Annotated in this window: 14 protein-coding genes; 6 read left to right on the top strand and 8 right to left on the bottom strand. The window is 67.5% G+C overall.

Going from position 1 to position 16,008, the window contains the following annotated elements:
• Positions 1 to 386: 386 nt before the first annotated feature.
• Positions 387 to 908, bottom strand: coding sequence for a hypothetical protein (locus tag ACN6O8_RS25045; RefSeq protein WP_427993669.1), 522 nt, complete (start codon positions 906 to 908; stop codon positions 387 to 389).
• 110 nt (positions 909 to 1,018) lie between these two features.
• A complete protein-coding gene (locus ACN6O8_RS25040) occupies positions 1,019 to 1,807 on the bottom strand; it encodes an AraC family transcriptional regulator (RefSeq protein ID WP_427993668.1) in 789 nt (262 codons plus the stop codon).
• 97 nt (positions 1,808 to 1,904) lie between these two features.
• Here ACN6O8_RS25040 and ACN6O8_RS25035 point away from each other — a divergent pair, with 97 nt between their 5' ends.
• The 4 genes from ACN6O8_RS25035 (at position 1,905) to ACN6O8_RS25020 (ending at position 5,757) form a co-directional block, all read left to right on the top strand.
• Complete coding sequence (locus ACN6O8_RS25035; RefSeq protein WP_427993667.1) at positions 1,905 to 2,831, top strand: DMT family transporter; 927 nt, start codon at positions 1,905 to 1,907, stop codon at positions 2,829 to 2,831.
• A 79-nt stretch (positions 2,832 to 2,910) separates the two neighbouring features.
• Positions 2,911 to 4,584 carry an energy-dependent translational throttle protein EttA gene (gene ettA / locus ACN6O8_RS25030; RefSeq protein ID WP_427993666.1) on the top strand — a complete coding sequence of 558 codons (1,674 nt, stop codon included), beginning with the start codon at positions 2,911 to 2,913 and terminating at the stop codon, positions 4,582 to 4,584.
• Positions 4,585 to 4,808: 224 nt separating this feature from the next.
• Positions 4,809 to 5,342 carry an isochorismatase family protein gene (locus ACN6O8_RS25025; RefSeq protein ID WP_427993665.1) on the top strand — a complete coding sequence of 178 codons (534 nt, stop codon included), beginning with the start codon at positions 4,809 to 4,811 and terminating at the stop codon, positions 5,340 to 5,342.
• A gap of 190 nt (positions 5,343 to 5,532) precedes the next feature.
• Positions 5,533 to 5,757 carry a glycine zipper 2TM domain-containing protein gene (locus ACN6O8_RS25020; RefSeq protein WP_427993664.1) on the top strand — a complete coding sequence of 75 codons (225 nt, stop codon included), beginning with the start codon at positions 5,533 to 5,535 and terminating at the stop codon, positions 5,755 to 5,757.
• Between the two features lie 130 nt (positions 5,758 to 5,887).
• On the opposite strand, the gene minE is transcribed toward ACN6O8_RS25020, so the two are convergent.
• The 4 genes from minE to ACN6O8_RS25000 form a co-directional block, all read right to left on the bottom strand.
• Positions 5,888 to 6,145, bottom strand: a complete 258-nt coding sequence (minE, locus tag ACN6O8_RS25015; RefSeq protein ID WP_006393143.1) for a cell division topological specificity factor MinE — start codon at positions 6,143 to 6,145, stop codon at positions 5,888 to 5,890.
• Between the two features lie 3 nt (positions 6,146 to 6,148).
• Positions 6,149 to 6,964: a septum site-determining protein MinD gene (minD, locus tag ACN6O8_RS25010; protein WP_427993663.1), complete on the bottom strand. Its 816-nt coding sequence runs from the start codon at positions 6,962 to 6,964 to the stop codon at positions 6,149 to 6,151.
• A gap of 190 nt (positions 6,965 to 7,154) precedes the next feature.
• Complete coding sequence (minC, locus tag ACN6O8_RS25005) at positions 7,155 to 8,036, bottom strand: septum site-determining protein MinC (protein WP_427993662.1); 882 nt, start codon at positions 8,034 to 8,036, stop codon at positions 7,155 to 7,157.
• A gap of 211 nt (positions 8,037 to 8,247) precedes the next feature.
• Positions 8,248 to 10,014, bottom strand: a complete 1,767-nt coding sequence (locus tag ACN6O8_RS25000) for a glutamine--tRNA ligase/YqeY domain fusion protein (RefSeq protein ID WP_427993661.1) — start codon at positions 10,012 to 10,014, stop codon at positions 8,248 to 8,250.
• A gap of 136 nt (positions 10,015 to 10,150) precedes the next feature.
• Between ACN6O8_RS25000 and ACN6O8_RS24995 the strand changes: the two genes are divergently transcribed.
• Both ACN6O8_RS24995 and ACN6O8_RS24990 read left to right on the top strand, forming a co-directional pair.
• Positions 10,151 to 11,494, top strand: a complete 1,344-nt coding sequence (locus ACN6O8_RS24995) for a cytochrome ubiquinol oxidase subunit I (RefSeq protein ID WP_427993660.1) — start codon at positions 10,151 to 10,153, stop codon at positions 11,492 to 11,494.
• A complete protein-coding gene (locus ACN6O8_RS24990; RefSeq protein WP_427993659.1) occupies positions 11,491 to 12,546 on the top strand; it encodes a cytochrome d ubiquinol oxidase subunit II in 1,056 nt (351 codons plus the stop codon). Before ACN6O8_RS24995 ends, ACN6O8_RS24990 begins: the two co-directional genes overlap by 4 nt.
• Before the next feature lie 16 nt (positions 12,547 to 12,562).
• Here the strand turns inward: ACN6O8_RS24990 and recQ are convergent, their stop codons facing one another.
• A complete protein-coding gene (gene recQ / locus ACN6O8_RS24985) occupies positions 12,563 to 14,392 on the bottom strand; it encodes a DNA helicase RecQ (protein WP_427993658.1) in 1,830 nt (609 codons plus the stop codon).
• Positions 14,393 to 14,486: 94 nt separating this feature from the next.
• A complete protein-coding gene (locus ACN6O8_RS24980) occupies positions 14,487 to 15,788 on the bottom strand; it encodes a fimbrial protein (RefSeq protein WP_427993657.1) in 1,302 nt (433 codons plus the stop codon).
• Between the last annotated feature and the right edge of the window lie 220 nt (positions 15,789 to 16,008).

Here is a 16,008-nt window from a genome sequence, read left to right as displayed (position 1 = left end):
CTCCGGACTGCCCCTGCGTCAACCTCGTACGCCTTCGGCTCCCTACGGTTTCCCTCGGGCGCATCTACACGCCCCGCACCCCCCGCCGCCCGCCGCGACAGACTTGCGTTGACGGCTCATGAGGGCCGTCGGGACGAAAGGTGTGCTTGGCGTTTTTGCCGACACTGTCGTGGGGAGGAGCGTCTTGCGGGGCTGCTGCAACGGGGCCGCGCGGGCGGCCCGTTGCAGCGTCTGGGCGGTGGGGCGTCGAGGCGATGCCGGGTGGCCGGTTTCGGCGGGGGGGGTGTCGCGGGGAGTGAATTTGGCAAAGGGCTTCTTCTTGGAAGCCCTTTTGTTTTGTTGGCGGGCGGATGTGGGGGTATCGCGCCCTGCGTCTGCCTGGTCGTTCAGTGGCGGTGACCCGGATCGTTGTGGCCGTGGGCGTGGTCGTGGCCGTCCTCTTCGTCCTCGTCGTCTTCTTCCTCGTCTTCCTCATCCGGATCGGGCAGGGGTTCCTCGGTCAGGGCGAAGGGCAGGACATCTTCCAGGTTGTCGGACCAGGCGGATTCCTCGCCGTCGTGGTCGAGCTTGATGAAGCGTTCGCCTTCGTTCAGCGAGATCTGGATGGCCCAGAGGTAGAGGCAGTCGTAGGTGTCGTCGCCGGTCTGGGGCAGGCCGCCGCGGTTGCCGAGCAGGCGGGCGCCGGCGCCGCCCAACTGCACGTGGGTCTGCTCTTCGTCGGGCTTGGCGTTTTCGTCGATGGGCACGCCGTAGGTGACCCATTCGGTGCCTTCTTCGCCCAGCGCGACTTCGGCCAGCACCGGCTTGCCCAGGTAGGCGCTGAGGGCGTCGGCGGTCTTGGCGAGCATGTCCAGCTCGGTCGCGCTGAAATGGGTCAGGGAAGGCGGGGGCGTGGCGGAGGCGGACATGAGGGTTCCTGGCGCGATGATGCCGCGGGGACGGCGTTACGAAAAATTTGCAGACGCTATTGTCTCGCGATCGCGCGAGGCTTGCATCGGACGCTTGGATTACGCGGGTTTCAGGTGGGCGTGGCGGCGCGCTTGCGGGCCGTGTCGGGCGACTGGCCGGTCAGGCGCTGGAACATGGCGATGAAGGCGGAGGGTGTGCTGTAGCCGAGTTCGCGGGCGACGGTCTGCACGGCCTGGCCGGCGTCGAGCATTTCGAGGGCGCTGACCACGCGCAGGCGCTGCCGCCATTCATTGAAGGACATGCCCAGGTGCTGCTGGCAGTGGCGCAGCAGCGTGCGTTCGGTAATGCCGGCGGTGGCGGCCCAGTGGGCGGCGCCGCGCTTGTCGCCGGGCTGGCGTTGCAGCGCGGCCAGGACCGGGGCCAGCACGGGTTCGGTGGTGGACGGCAGATAGCTGGCATAGGCGCGCGCGACGCGGATCTGGTCGATGACGACTTGCGCCAGGCGCCGGTCTTCCGGTGTATCCGGATAGGCGATGCCGCGCCGTTCGAAGTCGGCCAGGATGGCGCGCATGACCGGGCTGATCTCCAGCGTGCAGGGCGCGGCGGGCAGGTCGACGCAGGCGGCGGCCGGGATGTCGATGCAGGCGTAATGCACTTCGCCCTGGTTCTGGCAGCAGTGCGGCACGCCCGGCGGTATCCAGATGGCGTACTGCGGGGGGGACAGGTAGGTCGTCTCCGAGATGCCGATTTCCATGATGCCGGACAGCGCGAAATTCAGTTCGCCCCACGGCGAGGCATGACGCTGGATGCGCGAGCGCGGCAGGAAGTGCAGGATGCGGCAGGCCAGCGGATAGGGCCGGCCCGGGCCGAGGCTGGGCGGGGAAGCGGCAAGGTCCATGTCCGAAGTTCGCGGGCGGTTGTCGGTTTTTCATTATATACAGCGAGTCAGACAAGCCCTACACTGGCCCGCCATCGTCCTGTTTCTGCTGTTTTCCATGACCCGCCCAGAAGCCTCGCCCACGCCCGCCCGCTATTTGCTGTTCCCGCTGCTGGCGGCACTGATCTGGTCGGTCAACATGATCGTGACCAAGATGGCGGCCGGCGTGATCGCGCCGGCCGCCATCGGTTTTTACCGCTGGGCGTTGGCCGGGTTGCTGCTGACCCCGTTCGCGCTGCCGGCCGCGTGGCGCCAGCGGCGCGCGCTGTGGCCGTACCTGCCCAAGTTCGCGGTGCTGGGCGGACTGGGCATGGCGCTGTACCAGGGGCTGGCCTATGTGGCGGCGGGCAGCACCACCGCCACCAACATGGGCATCATCACCGCCATGATTCCGCTGCTGACGATCGCCGTCGGCGCCGTGGTGCTGCGCGAGCGGCCCTCGGCGATGGCGCTGCTCGGGGGGCTGCTGTCGCTGGCGGGGCTGGCGCTGCTGATCGGCGAGGGCGACCCGGCGCGCCTGCTGTCGGTGGGCGCGAACCACGGCGATGTGCTGATGGGCGTGGCGGCGCTGGCCTACGCGCTGTACGGCGTGCTGCTGCGCCGCTGGGGCCTGCCGGTGGGGCCATGGCTGTCGCTGTATGTGCAGGTGGCGTTCGGTGTGCTGTTCCAGCTTCCGGCTTTTCTGATGGCGCCGCCCTCGCCGCTCAATGGCGACAACCTGCCGCTGGTGCTGTATGCGGGCCTGTTCCCGTCGCTGTTCGCGCCGTTCCTGTGGATGCAGGGCGTGCGCCACCTGGGACCGGCCCGGGCCAGCGTGTTCCTGAACCTGATGCCGGTGGCCACGGTGGCGATCGCGGCGCTGTTCCTGGACGAAAAACCGCATCTGTTCCATATCGTCGGCGGCGCGCTGGCGCTGGCCGGTGTGATGCTGGCGCAGATGCGGGCGCCGTTCGCCCGCGCGCGGCGGGCCCGGGCCGCTTCGTAGGGCGGCCGCCTGTCGCACGCCTGTCGGGGTTCCGGCCTACAATCAGCGATTCATCAGCTTTCTTTCCCTATACGAGCCCATGGCCCAATACGTCTACACCATGAACCGCGTCGGCAAGATCGTGCCGCCCAAGCGGCAGATCCTGCGCGACATCTCGCTTTCGTTTTTTCCTGGCGCCAAGATCGGCGTGCTGGGCCTGAACGGCTCGGGCAAGTCGACGCTGCTGAAGATCATGGCCGGCGTGGACCGCGAGATCGAAGGCGAAGCCATCCCCATGCCGGGCCTGAACATCGGCTACCTGCCGCAGGAGCCGCAGCTCAACCCCGAGCACACGGTGCGCCAGGCGGTTGAGGAAGGCCTGGGCGCGGTGGTCACCGCCAAGAAGCGCCTGGACGAGGTCTACGCCGCCTACGCCGAGCCGGATGCCGACTTCGACGCGCTGGCCGCCGAGCAGGCCGAGCTGGAAGCCATCATCGCGGCCGCCGCGTCCAGCGGCGCCGACGACATCGAACACCAGATGGAAATCGCCGCCGACGCGCTGCGCCTGCCGCCCTGGGATGCCATCGTCGGCAACCTGTCCGGCGGTGAAAAGCGCCGCGTGGCGCTGTGCCGCCTGCTGCTGTCCAAGCCCGACATGCTGCTGTTGGACGAACCGACCAATCACCTGGATGCCGAAAGCGTCGAATGGCTGGAGCAGTTCCTGCACAAGTTCCCGGGCACCGTGGTGGCCGTGACCCACGATCGCTATTTCCTGGACAACGCGGCCGAATGGATCCTCGAACTGGATCGCGGCTACGGCATCCCCTGGAAGGGCAACTACAGCTCGTGGCTGGAACAGAAGGAAGACCGCCTCAAGCAGGAAGAGGCTTCCGAATCGGCCCGCCAGAAGACCATCAAGAAAGAACTGGAGTGGGTGCGCCAGAACCCGAAGGGCCGCCAGGCCAAGGCCAAGGCGCGCCTGGCCCGCTTCGAGGAACTGTCGTCCTACGAATACCAGAAGCGCAACGAGACCCAGGAAATCTTCATTCCGGTGGGTGAGCGCCTGGGCAACGAGGTCATCGAGTTCAACAACGTCAGCAAAGCCTACGGCGACCGCCTGCTGATCGACAACCTCAGCTTCAAGGTTCCGGCCGGCGCCATCGTCGGCATCATCGGCGCCAACGGCGCCGGCAAGTCGACGCTGTTCCGCATGATCGCGGGCCGCGAGCAGCCGGATTCGGGCGAAGTGAAGATCGGCCAGACCGTCAAGCTGGCCTACGTCGACCAATCGCGCGACGCGCTCGAAGACAAGAAGACCGTGTTCGACGCCGTGGCCGACGGCGCCGACCTGCTCACCGTGGGCAAGTTCGAGATGTCCTCGCGCGCCTACCTGGGCCGCTTCAACTTCAAGGGCGGCGACCAGAACAAGGTGGTCGGCCAGCTGTCGGGCGGTGAACGCGGCCGCCTGCACATGGCCAAGACGCTGATCGCCGGGGGCAACGTGCTGCTGCTGGACGAACCGTCCAACGACCTCGACGTCGAAACCCTGCGCGCGCTGGAAGACGCGCTGCTGGAGTTCCCCGGCAGCGTCATGGTGATCAGCCACGATCGCTGGTTCCTGGATCGTATCGCCACGCACATCCTGGCCTTCGAAGGCGATTCGCAAGTGGTGTTCTTCGACGGCAACTACCAGGAGTACGAAGCCGACAAGAAGCGCCGCCTGGGCGAAGAGGGCGCCAAGCCCAAGCGCCTGCGCTACAAGGCGCTCAAGTAAAGTAAAGCCAGCCTGTCAGGCAGCCCGAAAATCCCGGCCCATTGCGCGCCGGGATTTTTTTATGCCGGCGTCGGCCCGGGAGATGGCCCCGCGCCAGGCGGGCTGACGGCTGGCCCGCTTGGCGGCGAGCCTGCCGCGATATCATTGAGCGATATGGCATCACGCCGGCGGTGGTCCGCCGATGCGGCTCGATCAGGCCGTTCTCAAGATTCCAGGAGATCCCCATGTTGCTGCAAGCTTCCGATTCCACGCTGCTCATTGTCGACATGCAGGGGCGCCTGATGCCCGTGATCCACGACGGCGATGCGGTGCTGGCGGCCAATGCCAAGCTGGCGCGGGCCGCGCGGCTGCTGGAGGTGCCGGTGATCGCCACCGAACATCACAGCAAGATGCTGGGCGTCACGGTGGCGCCGCTGGCCGAACTGGCGCAGTCGACCTTCCAGAAGATGCACTTCGCGGCCACGCGCGAACGCGGCTTCGATGCCTGGCTGCCGGCCGCGCGCAAGACCGTGCTGGTCACGGGTTGCGAAGCCCACATCTGCGTGTTGCAGACCGTCATCGGCTTGGCCGAAATGGGCTACCAGGCGGTGCTGGTGGCCGATGCGGCCGGCTCGCGCAAGCCCGCCGACCACCATGCCGCGCTGCGCCGCGCGCGTGCCCATGGCGCCGAGATCGTCACCACCGAAATGGCGATTTTCGAATGGATGGAAACTTGCGAGCATCCGCGCTTTCGCGACGTGTTACGTCTGGTCAAATAGCGCGCGGTGGCTGCAACACTGTCCCGGGGAGCCGCAAGGATTCCCTCGCCCTTTGACACAATTCCTGGGCAAACTTCACACCCCGCGCAGGGATATTTTGCGATCCTGGAGACTCCAAGCCCATAAGGGGTATCGTGCGCTCGCGTCAGGACTCAGGTGCGGCCCCGGGGACAAGAATAGGAGCCTCATCATGAAAATCGCATCTCTTTCCAAAATCTGTGTGGCTGTGGCCATGACCGCCGCAATGGCGGGCTGCTCGTCGTGGGACAGCATGAGCCACCGCCAGAAAAGCACGGTGGGCGGTGCGGCGCTCGGCGGTGTGGCGGGTGCCGTCATCACCAATGGCGGCATCCTGGGCACGGTGGGGGGCGCGGCCATCGGCGGCGTCATCGGCGACCAGGTGGGCAAGCGCTGAACTTCGCCCCTGGCGCCGCCGCCTGCGCGCGGCGGCGCCAGACGCAAGAACGCCCGGCATTGCCGGGCGTTTTCGTTGCGGGCGCAGCGAGCGCCCGCGTCCGGCGCCGGCCAGCGGCGCGCGGAACGCATCAGGACTCGCTTTGCGGCATCTCGATCTTCACTTCCAGGACTTCGAGGGTGTCCTGGCGTTCCAGGTGCACCTTGATGTCTTCGGGATTGATCTTCACGTACTTCGAGATCACCGCAATCAGTTCCTGCTGCAACTGCGGCAGGTAGTCGGGCGAGTCGCCACGGCCCCGCTCGTGGGCCAGGATGATCTGCAACCGTTCCTTGGCGACGGAAGCAGAGGTTTTCTTTTGACCGAGCAGAAACGACAGGAAGGACATTGCTTACTTGCCTCCGAACAGGCGTTTCAGGAAACCCGGCTTTTCGTAATCGGTAAAGCGCAGGGCCTTGTCTTCGCCCAGGTAGCGGGCCACGACGTCCTTGTAGGCCTCGGAGACGTCGGTATCTTTCAGGTGGATGGCGGGCAGGCCCTGGTTCGAGGCCTGCAGCACGGCTTCGGATTCGGGGATCACGCCGATCAGCTTGATGCGCAGGATGTCCTCGATGTCGCCCAGCGACAGCATTTCGCCGTCGACCACGCGCTTGGGGTTGTAGCGCGTCAGCAGCAGGAACTCCTTGACCGGCTCGTTGCCTTCCACGGCGCGCTTGGACTTGGCCGCCAGGATGCCGAGGATGCGGTCGGAGTCGCGCACCGAGGAGACTTCGGGGTTGGTCACGACCAGCGCGTCGTCGGCGAAGTAGGCCGCCATCAGCGCGCCCGTCTCGATGCCGGCGGGCGAGTCGCAGACGATGTAGTCGAAGCCCATTTCCTTCAGGTCGTTGATGACCTTTTCCACGCCTTCCTGCGTCAGCGCGTCCTTGTCGCGCGTTTGCGAGGCGGGCAGGATGAACAGGTTTTCAAGCTGCTTGTCCTTGATCAGCGCCTGGTTCAGCGTGGCTTCGCCCTGGATCACGTTGACGAAGTCGTACACCACGCGCCGCTCGCAGCCCATGATGAGGTCGAGATTGCGCAGGCCGACATCGAAGTCGATGACAGCGGTCTTGTGGCCCCGCATCGCGAGGCCCGCGGAAAAACTGGCGCTCGTCGTGGTTTTGCCCACGCCGCCTTTGCCGGAAGTCACCACAACAATGCGTGTCATGACGATCAAACCCTTATGTTCGAATAAATCGCGTTATCGTAAAGCAAAAAGCCCATGTAAGGCTTCTTACAGAATGTGTTGAACGGGCACCGCCGGTTCAGGGGCGGACGGCCGGTTTCGTTGCAAGACCATTCCGAGCCTGGCGCGGTCGCGCGCCAGGCACGCCGGCAGGGGGCGCAAGCGTCGCGCCTCAGGCCTTCAGGGCCTCGATGCGCAGGGTGTCGCCGTCCAGCCGCACCAGCGCGGGCTGGTTGTGCAGCGAGCGGTCGAGCTTGTCTTCCACCACCCGGTACACGCCGGCCACGGCCAGCAGCTCCGCGTCCAGGTGGGTGGTGAAGATGCGCGCCGATGTGTCGCCGCGCGCGCCGGCCATGGCCTTGCCGCGCAGCGGGCCGTACACGTGCACGTTGCCGTCGGCGATGACCTCGGCGCCCTGGCTGACCATGCCGATGACGACCAGGTCGGTGTGGCGCGCGTAGACACGCTGGCCGGAGCGCAGCGGCTTGGTGATGACCAGCGCCGACGACGAGTGCGGCGCGGCCGGCGTCGGGCTCGGCGCCGACGTGGTGCTGGCGGCGGCGCGCTCGGGCAGCGGCTCGGCCGCCGCCTTGTCCGCGGGCTTTTCGGCGGCTTTGTCGGCCGGCGCTTGCGCGGCGGCGGTGGGAGCGGGCGCGATCTCGACGGCGGCGGCCGGCACCGACGGCACCGGCGTGGCGACATCGTTGGGCGGCGCGGTGTCGATCACTTGCGCCGGGCGGGCCGCGGGCGTCGACAGCTCCACCGGCGTCAGGCCGGCGGCGCGGGCCGAGGCCAGGTTGGCGCCTTCGGCGACCACGCCGATCGGAGGCAGATTGTGGCCGCGCAGGGCCGCGACCAGCGCCGGCCAGTCGATGGCATCCTCGACGCGGCTGGCGTCGATCACCACGGGCTCGTTCTCGAAGAAGCTGCCGGCGTCCGCCATGCGCTTGGCCAGCGCGGCGTTCAGGCGTTCAGGGTCGGCGCTGTGCAGGACCACCCGGATGGCATACAGGGTGGCGCTCTTGAAGTCCAGGGCTAGGGATTCAGTGTTCATCTTGATTGGGGCTGGCGGGGTTCGGGGCGCCTGGAAGGGGCGCGCGCAACCAGCTGCGGAATGTCGGGCATGATAACCCGCCCCGGGCCTGTTCAATCGTTTCGCCAAGGGGGAAAAACCGCGGGTTTGCGGCGGCGCCGGCCGATACCGGCGCCGCCCGGGAGGGCATTTCGCGCGCGTGCCGGCCCGGGGCAGCCCGTTCCGTGGACGCTCAGCCCTGGACCCAGGAGTCGCGCAGCGTCACGACACGGTTCAAGACCGGTTTTTCCGCCGTCGACTCCTTCAGATCGGCCGTGAAATACCCCAGCCGTTCGAACTGCCAGGTCGCGCCCGGCGTGGCCACCGTGCCCGGCTCCAGCCACGCCGTCACCGTCTGCTTCGAATTCGGATTCAGGCAGGCCAGGAAATCCTTGTCGCCGCCGTCGGGCCGCGGATCCGCGAACAGGCGGTCGTACAGGTGGATCTGCGCCGGCACCGCATGCGCCGCGCTGACCCAGGTGATATTGCCCTTGACTTTCACGCTGTCCGCGCCCGGCGTGCCGCTGCGCGTCTCCGGCAGGTATTCGGCCTGTACTTCCACCACGTCGCCGGCGTCGTTCTTGGTGAAGCCGGTGCAGCGCACCACGTAGCCATACTTCAGCCGCACCAGGTTGCCCGGGAACAGGCGGAAGTACTTCTTCGGCGCTTCCTCGCGGAAATCATCGCGTTCGATCCAGAGTTCGCGCGACAGCGGGAACTCGCGCACGCCGGCGTCCGGGTCGTGCGGATTGCGCGGCGCGGTGCAGATCTCGGTCTGGCCTTCCGGATAGTTGGTGATGACCAGCTTGAGCGGGTCCAGCACCGCCACCGAACGCGGCGCGATCGGATCCAGGTCGTCGCGCACCGCCTGTTCCAGCAGGCTGTAGTCGATGCGCGAATCCGACTTCGACACCGCCGTGCGGTCGCAGAACAGGCGGATCGAGGCCGGCGTGTAGCCGCGGCGGCGCAGGCCGAAGATGGTTGGCATGCGCGGATCGTCCCAGCCGTCCACGTGGCCTTCGCGCACCAGTTGCAGCAGCTTGCGCTTGCTGGTGACCACGTAGCTCAGGTTCAGGCGGGCGAATTCATACTGGTGCGGCAGCGGCCGGGCCAATTTGCCCAGCTCGGCTAGGCGCTCCAGGATCCAGTCGTAGAACGGCCGCTGGTCTTCGAACTCCAGCGTGCAGACGCTGTGCGTGATGCCTTCCAGCGCGTCCTCGACCGGGTGTGCCCAGCTGTACATCGGGTAGATGCACCACTGGTTGCCGGTACGGTGGTGGGTGGCGTGGCGCACGCGGTACATGACCGGATCGCGCAGGTTGATGTTGGGCGACGCCATGTTGATCTTGGCGCGCAGCACCAGGCTGCCGTCCGGGTGCTTGCCGTCGCGCATCTCGCGCAGCAGCGCGATCGACTCGGCGGCCGGGCGGTTGCGCCAGGGCGAGTCGGTGCCGGGTTCGGTCAGGGTGCCGCGGTTGGCGCGGATCTCGTCCGGGCTCTGTTCGTCGACATAGGCGTGGCCCGCCTCGACCAGGGCCTCGGCGAACTCATACATATAGCCGAAATAGTCGCTGGCGAAATACAGGTTCTCGCGGCCGTCGGCCTTCCAGTCGAAGCCCAGCCAGCGCACCGCCTCGATGATGGCGTCGACGTATTCCTGGTCTTCCTTCTCGGGGTTGGTGTCGTCAAAGCGCAGGTGACAGACACCGCCGAAGTCGCGGGCCAGGCCGAAGTTCACGCAGATGCTCTTGGCGTGGCCGATGTGCAGGTAGCCGTTGGGCTCCGGCGGAAAACGGGTGCGGATCTTCGCCGGATCGGGCTCGCCTTGCTGCTGCACGGCGGCCGGCCCGGGCTTGCCGGCCCAACGCTTACCCTGGAAGCGGTTGGCTTGCAGGTCGTCTTCGACGATGTTGAGCAGGAAATTGGATGCGGCGGGGGTCGGCGTCGTGGCGGAGGTCATTCTTGAAAGAATAGGAAAAAGCAGCGACAAAGCGTCAATTTTGCCACGTTCCCGGGACGAGCCCTTTTTGGCCCGCTGCAAGCGGTTTCAAACCGGCCCCCATTGTCATGTAACTGGCTCTACACTACGGGCCATCATGGATATCTCCACCCTTTCCCTGGCCCGCGCGCAATTCGTGGCCAGCCTGAGCTTCCTGGCGTTGTTCCTCGCCGTGGCCCTGGCGCTTGCGTGGGTTCTGCTGTTCTTCAAGATCCGCGCCCGGTTCTCGGCGCGGGGCGGCTGGACCGCCGCCTACCGCTTCTGGGTCCGCATTTTCGCCCTGTCGTTCGTGCTCACCCTGGCGGCCTGCGTGCCCGTGCTGATTCAGTTGGGCAGCCTGTGGGCCGGCCTGATGGACAAGATCGGCAACGTCGCCGGTCCGCTGCTGGGCTACGGCATCCTGTCGGTCTTCATTCTCAAGTCGTGTTTCCTGGGGGTCATGCTGTTCGGCCAGCGCCGTGTTTCCGACGGCGCCCATACCCTGGCGGTGCTGATGGTGGCGGTGGGCCAGCTGGTGGCGCTGTTCTGGGTGCTGGCGCTGCAATCATGGATGCAGACGCCGGATGGCGCCGTGCTGGTCGACGGCCGCTACCAGGTCTACGACTGGACCGCGGTGGTGTTCAACCCCTCGGTTGGCTGGCGCATGGCCGTGGTGGCGGTGGGCGCGGCCCTGGCCGCCGCCTTCCTGATGATGGGCGTGACCGCGCTGCAATCCTTGCGCCGGCCGCTCGGGGACGGCGAACGCGCCACCTTCAAGACCGGCCTGGTGATCGCCGTGCTGGCCGCCGTGCTGCAATTGCCAGTGGCCAGCGGCGCCGGCGAGGTGGTCGCCAAGTACCAGCCCGCCAAGGCCGCCGCCGCCGCCGGCTATTGGGAAAGCGGCAAGCAGCCGCGCCTGGTGCTGTTCGGCTGGCCGGACGCCCGCAATCACACCAACGTGGCCGACTGGACCTGGAACAACGCCGGCGGCAGGTGGCTGCACCGCGATGAAGACGGCACCTACCTGGGCCTGGACAAGTATTCGGGCATGTTGCCGCCGGTGGCGCTGACCTTCTGGTCGCTGCGGGTCGCGGCCGGGCTGGGCCTGTTGATGCTGGCGGTTTCCTGGATCACCTTCCTGTGGAGCTGGCGTCGCGGCATGGACGTGTCGGTGTTGCCGCAATGGTGGCAGCGCGTCCTGTGCGGCATGATGTTCTCGGGCGGTATCGCCGTGGTGGCCGGCTGGTGGTTCTCGGTGATCGGCCTGCAGCCCTTCGTCGTCAGTGGCACCATCACCCAGACCGAGGTGCTGGGCACCATGTCCTCCAGCACCGTGCTGTACGGACTGATCGGCTATGGCCTGTTGTACACCCTGCTGCTGGCGGCCTTTGCCGGCATGTTGTTCCACGCCGCCCGCTACGGCGTGGTGCCGGTGCGCAAACTCGCGGGGGGCGCGCCATGATCGCCATGCTCGCCGCCTCGCAGGGCCTGAGCCCCGATGATCCTTCCTTCTGGATGCCGCTGGCGTTCATGGGCCTGTTGTTCGTCGTTATCGCCGCGGGCGTGGTGCTGGACGGCTTCGACCTGGGCGTGGGCATCCTGTTGCAGTTGGCGCCCGAGCAGGAGCGCGGCCGCATGATGAGCCTGCTCAGCCCATGGCGCGACGCCAACGAATTCTGGCTGTTGCTGGGCATGGGCCTGTTCGCCTCGGCCTTCCCGTTCGCCTGGGGCGCGGTGCTGGGCAAGCTGTACGGGCCGCTCACCTTCATGGTGCTGGGCGTGGTGCTGCGCAGCGTGTCATTCGAATTCCGCATCCGCGCCCGCAACGAGGCCAAGCCGCGCTGGATCTTCGGCTTCTGGGCCGGCTCGCTGATGACCGCCTTCGGCCAGGGCATGCTGTTGGGGCGCATCGCCACCGGCTACCAATCCGACGCCGGCTACGGCTGGTTCGCGCTGTTCGTCGGCCTGTGCGCGGTGGCGGCCTATGTGCTGCTGGGCGCCTCGTGGCTGGTGATGCGGGTCGATGGCGACCTGCAACGCCGCGCCGCCAATTGGGCGCGCCACGCGATCCGCTGGACCGCGGTCGGCATGGTCGCCATCGCCGTTACGCTGGGCCTGGCCAATGCCGGCATCTTCTACAAATGGAGCAACATCGCCCACCTGAGCCTCGCGGCCACGGTATGGCTGATGATGCTGGCCGGCTTCGTCGCCGCCGAAATGCTGCTGACGCGCCTGCCGGGCCGCGCCGACCGCTTCAGTTGGCTGCCGTTCGTGTTATGCGTGGCGCTGTTCCTGCTGATGCTCAGCGGCCTGGCCTACAGCCTGTTCCCCTACTTGATCCTGGACGACATGACGCTGTGGGACGGCGCCGGCGCGCTGGGCTCGATGCGGCTGGTGATGGCCGGCGCGGTGGTGGGGATTCCGGTGGTGCTGGTGTTCAACATCCTGGCCTACCGCTCGGTGTTCGGCAAGGAGCGCGCGCCCGTCGCGCTGCTGCCGCCGCCGTCGCCCTGACGGCCGGCGCGCGGCGTTACAGCACCGGCCGCGCCACCCGTTGCAGGATCTCTTCGCCGTAGGCTTCCAGCTTGCGCGCGCCGACGCCGCTGATGTGGCTGAGCGCGTCCATCGAGTCCGGCCGGGCCAGCGCGATCTCGCGCAGCGTGGCGTCGTGGAAGATGACGTAGGCCGGCACGCCGTGGCTCTTGGCCACTTCGCCGCGCCAGGCGCGCAGCGCCTCGAACACCGGTTGCAGTTCGGCGGGCAGGTCGATCGCCGCGGCCTTGGCGCGGGTGCCGCCGCTCTTGCCGGACCGGGCTTTCTTTTCGGATTCGCGCCGCAGCATCAACTGGCGCTCGCCCTTGAGCACGGCGCGGCTGCCCTCGGTCAGGGCCAGCGTGCCGTAGCCTTCGTTGTCGACCGTCAACAGGCCCTGCGCCAGCAACTGGCGCAGCACGCCGCGCCAGGCGGTGTCGCTGAGGTCTTCGCCCACGCCGAACACGCTCAGGGTTTCGTGGCCGTGCTGCTTGGTGCGCTCGGTGACCTTGCCGCGCAGGATGTCGATGATGTGGCCGGCCCCATAGCGCTGGCCGCGTTCCTTCCACAGCCGGTAGACCGCCGACAGCACCTTCTGCGCGGCCACGGTGCCGTCCCAGGCCTGGGGCGGATCGAGGCAGACGTCGCAATTGCCGCAGGCGCTGATGTGCTGGCCGAAGTACGCCAGCAGCCGCACGCGGCGGCATTCCACGGTTTCGCACAGGCCCAGCATCGCGTCCAGCTGCTGGCCGAGGCGGCGGCGATAGGCGTCGTCGCCGGGGGATTCGTCGATCATGCGGCGCTGCTGCACCACGTCCTGCAGGCCGTAGGCCAGCCAGGCGGTGGCGGGCAGGCCGTCGCGGCCGGCGCGGCCGGTTTCCTGGTAGTAGCCCTCGACCGATTTGGGCAGGTCGATGTGGGCCACGAAGCGCACGTCGGGCTTGTCGATGCCCATGCCGAAGGCGATGGTGGCGACCATGACCACGCCGTCTTCGCGCAGGAAGCGCGCCTGGTTGGCGGCCCGCACCTGGGGGCTGAGGCCGGCGTGGTAGGGCATGGCGTCGATGCCCTGGTTGCAGAGGAATTCGGCCGTTTCCTCGACCCGCGCCCGCGACAAGGCATAAACCACGCCGGATTCGCCTTCGTGTTCGGTGCGGATCATGTCCAGCAGTTGCTTGCGCACTTCGTTCTTTTCGACGATGCGGTAGCGGATGTTGGGGCGGTCGAAACTGGAAACGAAATGGTGCGCGTCGGTCAGCGACAGGCGCTGGGCGATCTCGGTGCGGGTTTCGGCGGTGGCGGTGGCCGTCAGCGCGATGCGCGGCACATCCGGCCAGCGCTCGTGCAGCATCGACAGGCCCAGGTATTCCGGCCGGAAATCGTGGCCCCATTGCGAGACGCAGTGGGCCTCGTCGATGGCGAACAGGGCGATGTTGCCGCGTTCCAGCAGCTGCAGGCAGCGGTCGGTGAGCAGGCGCTCGGGCGCCACATACAGTAGGTCGAGTTCGCCGGCCAGGAAGGCCTGCTCGACGTCGCGCGCCACGCGCCAGTCCTGGGTCGAATTCAGGAAGGCGGCGCGCACGCCGAGTTCGGTCAGCGCGTCGACCTGATCCTGCATCAGGGCGATCAGGGGCGAGACGACGATGCCGGTGCCGTCGCGCACCAGGGAGGGAATCTGGTAGCACAGCGACTTGCCGCCGCCGGTGGGCATCAGCACCAGCGCGTCGCCGCCGTCGATGACTTGCTGGACGATGGCTTGCTGGTCGCCGCGGAAGGATTCGTAACCGAAAACGCGCTGCAGGACGCCGAGAGCGCGCGTGTCAGACATGGGGGTAGGCCGTGAGCATCATGGCGGGGATTTTAAGCCGCAAATCCGGCGGCCCGGGCGCGGCGGGCCATTTTCATCCACCGATCCGGCCGTGTCACCAGCTCAGCCAGGTCCCGCGCATGAAGGTGTCCACCGGCATGCTGAGGTTGGCGCGCCACTCGTAGTTGCCCGAAAGGATGTCGCGGTCGGCCGCGACCGCCAGCTTGACCTTCGGCGCCACGAACATGCTGTGGCTCAGGCCGACGCGCTGCTCGGCCAGCGCCGAGCCTTCGTGCAGCCCCGAATAGGTGCCGCTGAGCGTGCCCCAACCGGTGATCGGCACGCCGGCCGTCAGGGTGTTGCGGGTCTGCGGGGCCGCGGCGACGCCGCCGGAATAGGTGGACAGGTCGCCGAAGCCGGCGCCGATCTGTTCGTTGGTGTAGCCGAGGTTGACGGCGTCGGCCACGTCCACGCTGTAGCCGACGCGGTAGCGCCAGGCGCTGGCGGCATCGAACGAACTCTGGGTGGCGCCGGCCTGGAAGGTGCCGTAGTCGCCGGCGGCATAGGTGGTGCCCATGCCGCGGGTGGTCAGCGACGGCGCGCTCTGCATCTGGCCTTCCAGCGTCAGCGCCGGCGTTAGCCCGTAGCGCACGGTGCTGTTGCCGACCGAGGCGCCATAGTCGACCGCGCCGGAGGTGGCCGACGGATCCATGCGGTTGAGCCGGCCCAGCGACGACGAGTAACCGAAGCTGCCTTCGGTCAGCGGTGCCGTGGTGCTATGTAGATTGGAAATCTGCAGCCCGCCCACCGGCGCGCTGCTGCCCCAGGTGGGCGCGTTGGCGTTGATGTTGCCCACCGCGAAAGAGGGGCCGCCGGTGCTGCGATACACCCAGTTGCGGTCGCCGCCGTAGCGCAGCCCGTCCTGGCCGCTGACCGACGCGAACCACGGGCGGCTCGGGCGCGACACGCCCGAGATCACGACCACGGGTACCCGCGGTATGTCCCCGCTTTCCAGGTCGAGCGCGTAGTCGGGGCTGTCGGCCGGGGCCGTGGCGCTCTGGGGCGCATCGCACCCCAGCGGGGCGGTGGCGGCGTCGCCAGCCAGGCTTGAGCCCGTCCCCGGAATCACTTCGGCAGCCGGGCCGCTGCCGGCCACATTGGTGTCGATGGCCGGCTCACTCGTCTGCAGATCGCACGGCGCCGGATCGAGCGGCACCGCGCGCGACGCCATCGACGGCGCCGGCCGCACCGGCACCGGCTGCACCGGCGATAGCGCGCCGATGCCGCGGGCCACGTAGGCGGGGGCGGGGGAGGAAACCGCAGGCGTGCCGCCGAACGCCGGCATCAACGGGCTGGCCAGGCCAACCGTCAACGCCGTTTGCAGCAGCCGTCTGCGCCAATGTGCAGGGACGACCATAACCGACAGTGTAGAAAGGGGACGTTGCCTCAGCTGTAAACGATTTTTAGTAAACCGGACCAGCGGATGCGGGGCAATGAGGGGATATTTTAGGGCCAGTCCCGGCCCGAGGCCATGCCGGCGCCAAAGGGCCGCCAACGCCGGCAAACATCGTGCAACAGGTATATTTCAGATGATTTCCCGGCTCTTGCCGCCAACGTCGGACGGCTCCACTATGGCA

It is taken from the genome of Achromobacter sp. (assembly GCF_050285565.1).
Taxonomy (GTDB): domain Bacteria; phylum Pseudomonadota; class Gammaproteobacteria; order Burkholderiales; family Burkholderiaceae_B; genus Achromobacter.
This window is presented reverse-complemented; position numbering and strand designations above follow the sequence as displayed.

Bases quoted from the DNA above. Each gene is read 5' to 3' on its own strand.
- minC (WP_427993662.1), bottom strand. From the start codon at position 8,036: ATGAACACTGAATCCCTAGCCCTGGACTTCAAGAGCGCCACCCTGTAT.
- ACN6O8_RS24980 (WP_427993657.1), bottom strand. From the start codon at position 15,788: ATGGTCGTCCCTGCACATTGGCGCAGACGGCTGCTGCAAACGGCGTTG.
- minE (WP_006393143.1), bottom strand. From the start codon at position 6,145: ATGTCCTTCCTGTCGTTTCTGCTCGGTCAAAAGAAAACCTCTGCTTCC.
- ACN6O8_RS25000 (WP_427993661.1), bottom strand. From the start codon at position 10,014: ATGACCTCCGCCACGACGCCGACCCCCGCCGCATCCAATTTCCTGCTC.
- ACN6O8_RS25020 (WP_427993664.1), top strand. From the start codon at position 5,533: ATGAAAATCGCATCTCTTTCCAAAATCTGTGTGGCTGTGGCCATGACC.
- ACN6O8_RS24990 (WP_427993659.1), top strand. From the start codon at position 11,491: ATGATCGCCATGCTCGCCGCCTCGCAGGGCCTGAGCCCCGATGATCCT.
- ettA (WP_427993666.1), top strand. From the start codon at position 2,911: ATGGCCCAATACGTCTACACCATGAACCGCGTCGGCAAGATCGTGCCG.
- minD (WP_427993663.1), bottom strand. From the start codon at position 6,964: ATGACACGCATTGTTGTGGTGACTTCCGGCAAAGGCGGCGTGGGCAAA.
- ACN6O8_RS25035 (WP_427993667.1), top strand. From the start codon at position 1,905: ATGACCCGCCCAGAAGCCTCGCCCACGCCCGCCCGCTATTTGCTGTTC.
- recQ (WP_427993658.1), bottom strand. From the start codon at position 14,392: ATGTCTGACACGCGCGCTCTCGGCGTCCTGCAGCGCGTTTTCGGTTAC.
- ACN6O8_RS25045 (WP_427993669.1), bottom strand. From the start codon at position 908: ATGTCCGCCTCCGCCACGCCCCCGCCTTCCCTGACCCATTTCAGCGCG.
- ACN6O8_RS25025 (WP_427993665.1), top strand. From the start codon at position 4,809: ATGTTGCTGCAAGCTTCCGATTCCACGCTGCTCATTGTCGACATGCAG.
- ACN6O8_RS24995 (WP_427993660.1), top strand. From the start codon at position 10,151: ATGGATATCTCCACCCTTTCCCTGGCCCGCGCGCAATTCGTGGCCAGC.
- ACN6O8_RS25040 (WP_427993668.1), bottom strand. From the start codon at position 1,807: ATGGACCTTGCCGCTTCCCCGCCCAGCCTCGGCCCGGGCCGGCCCTAT.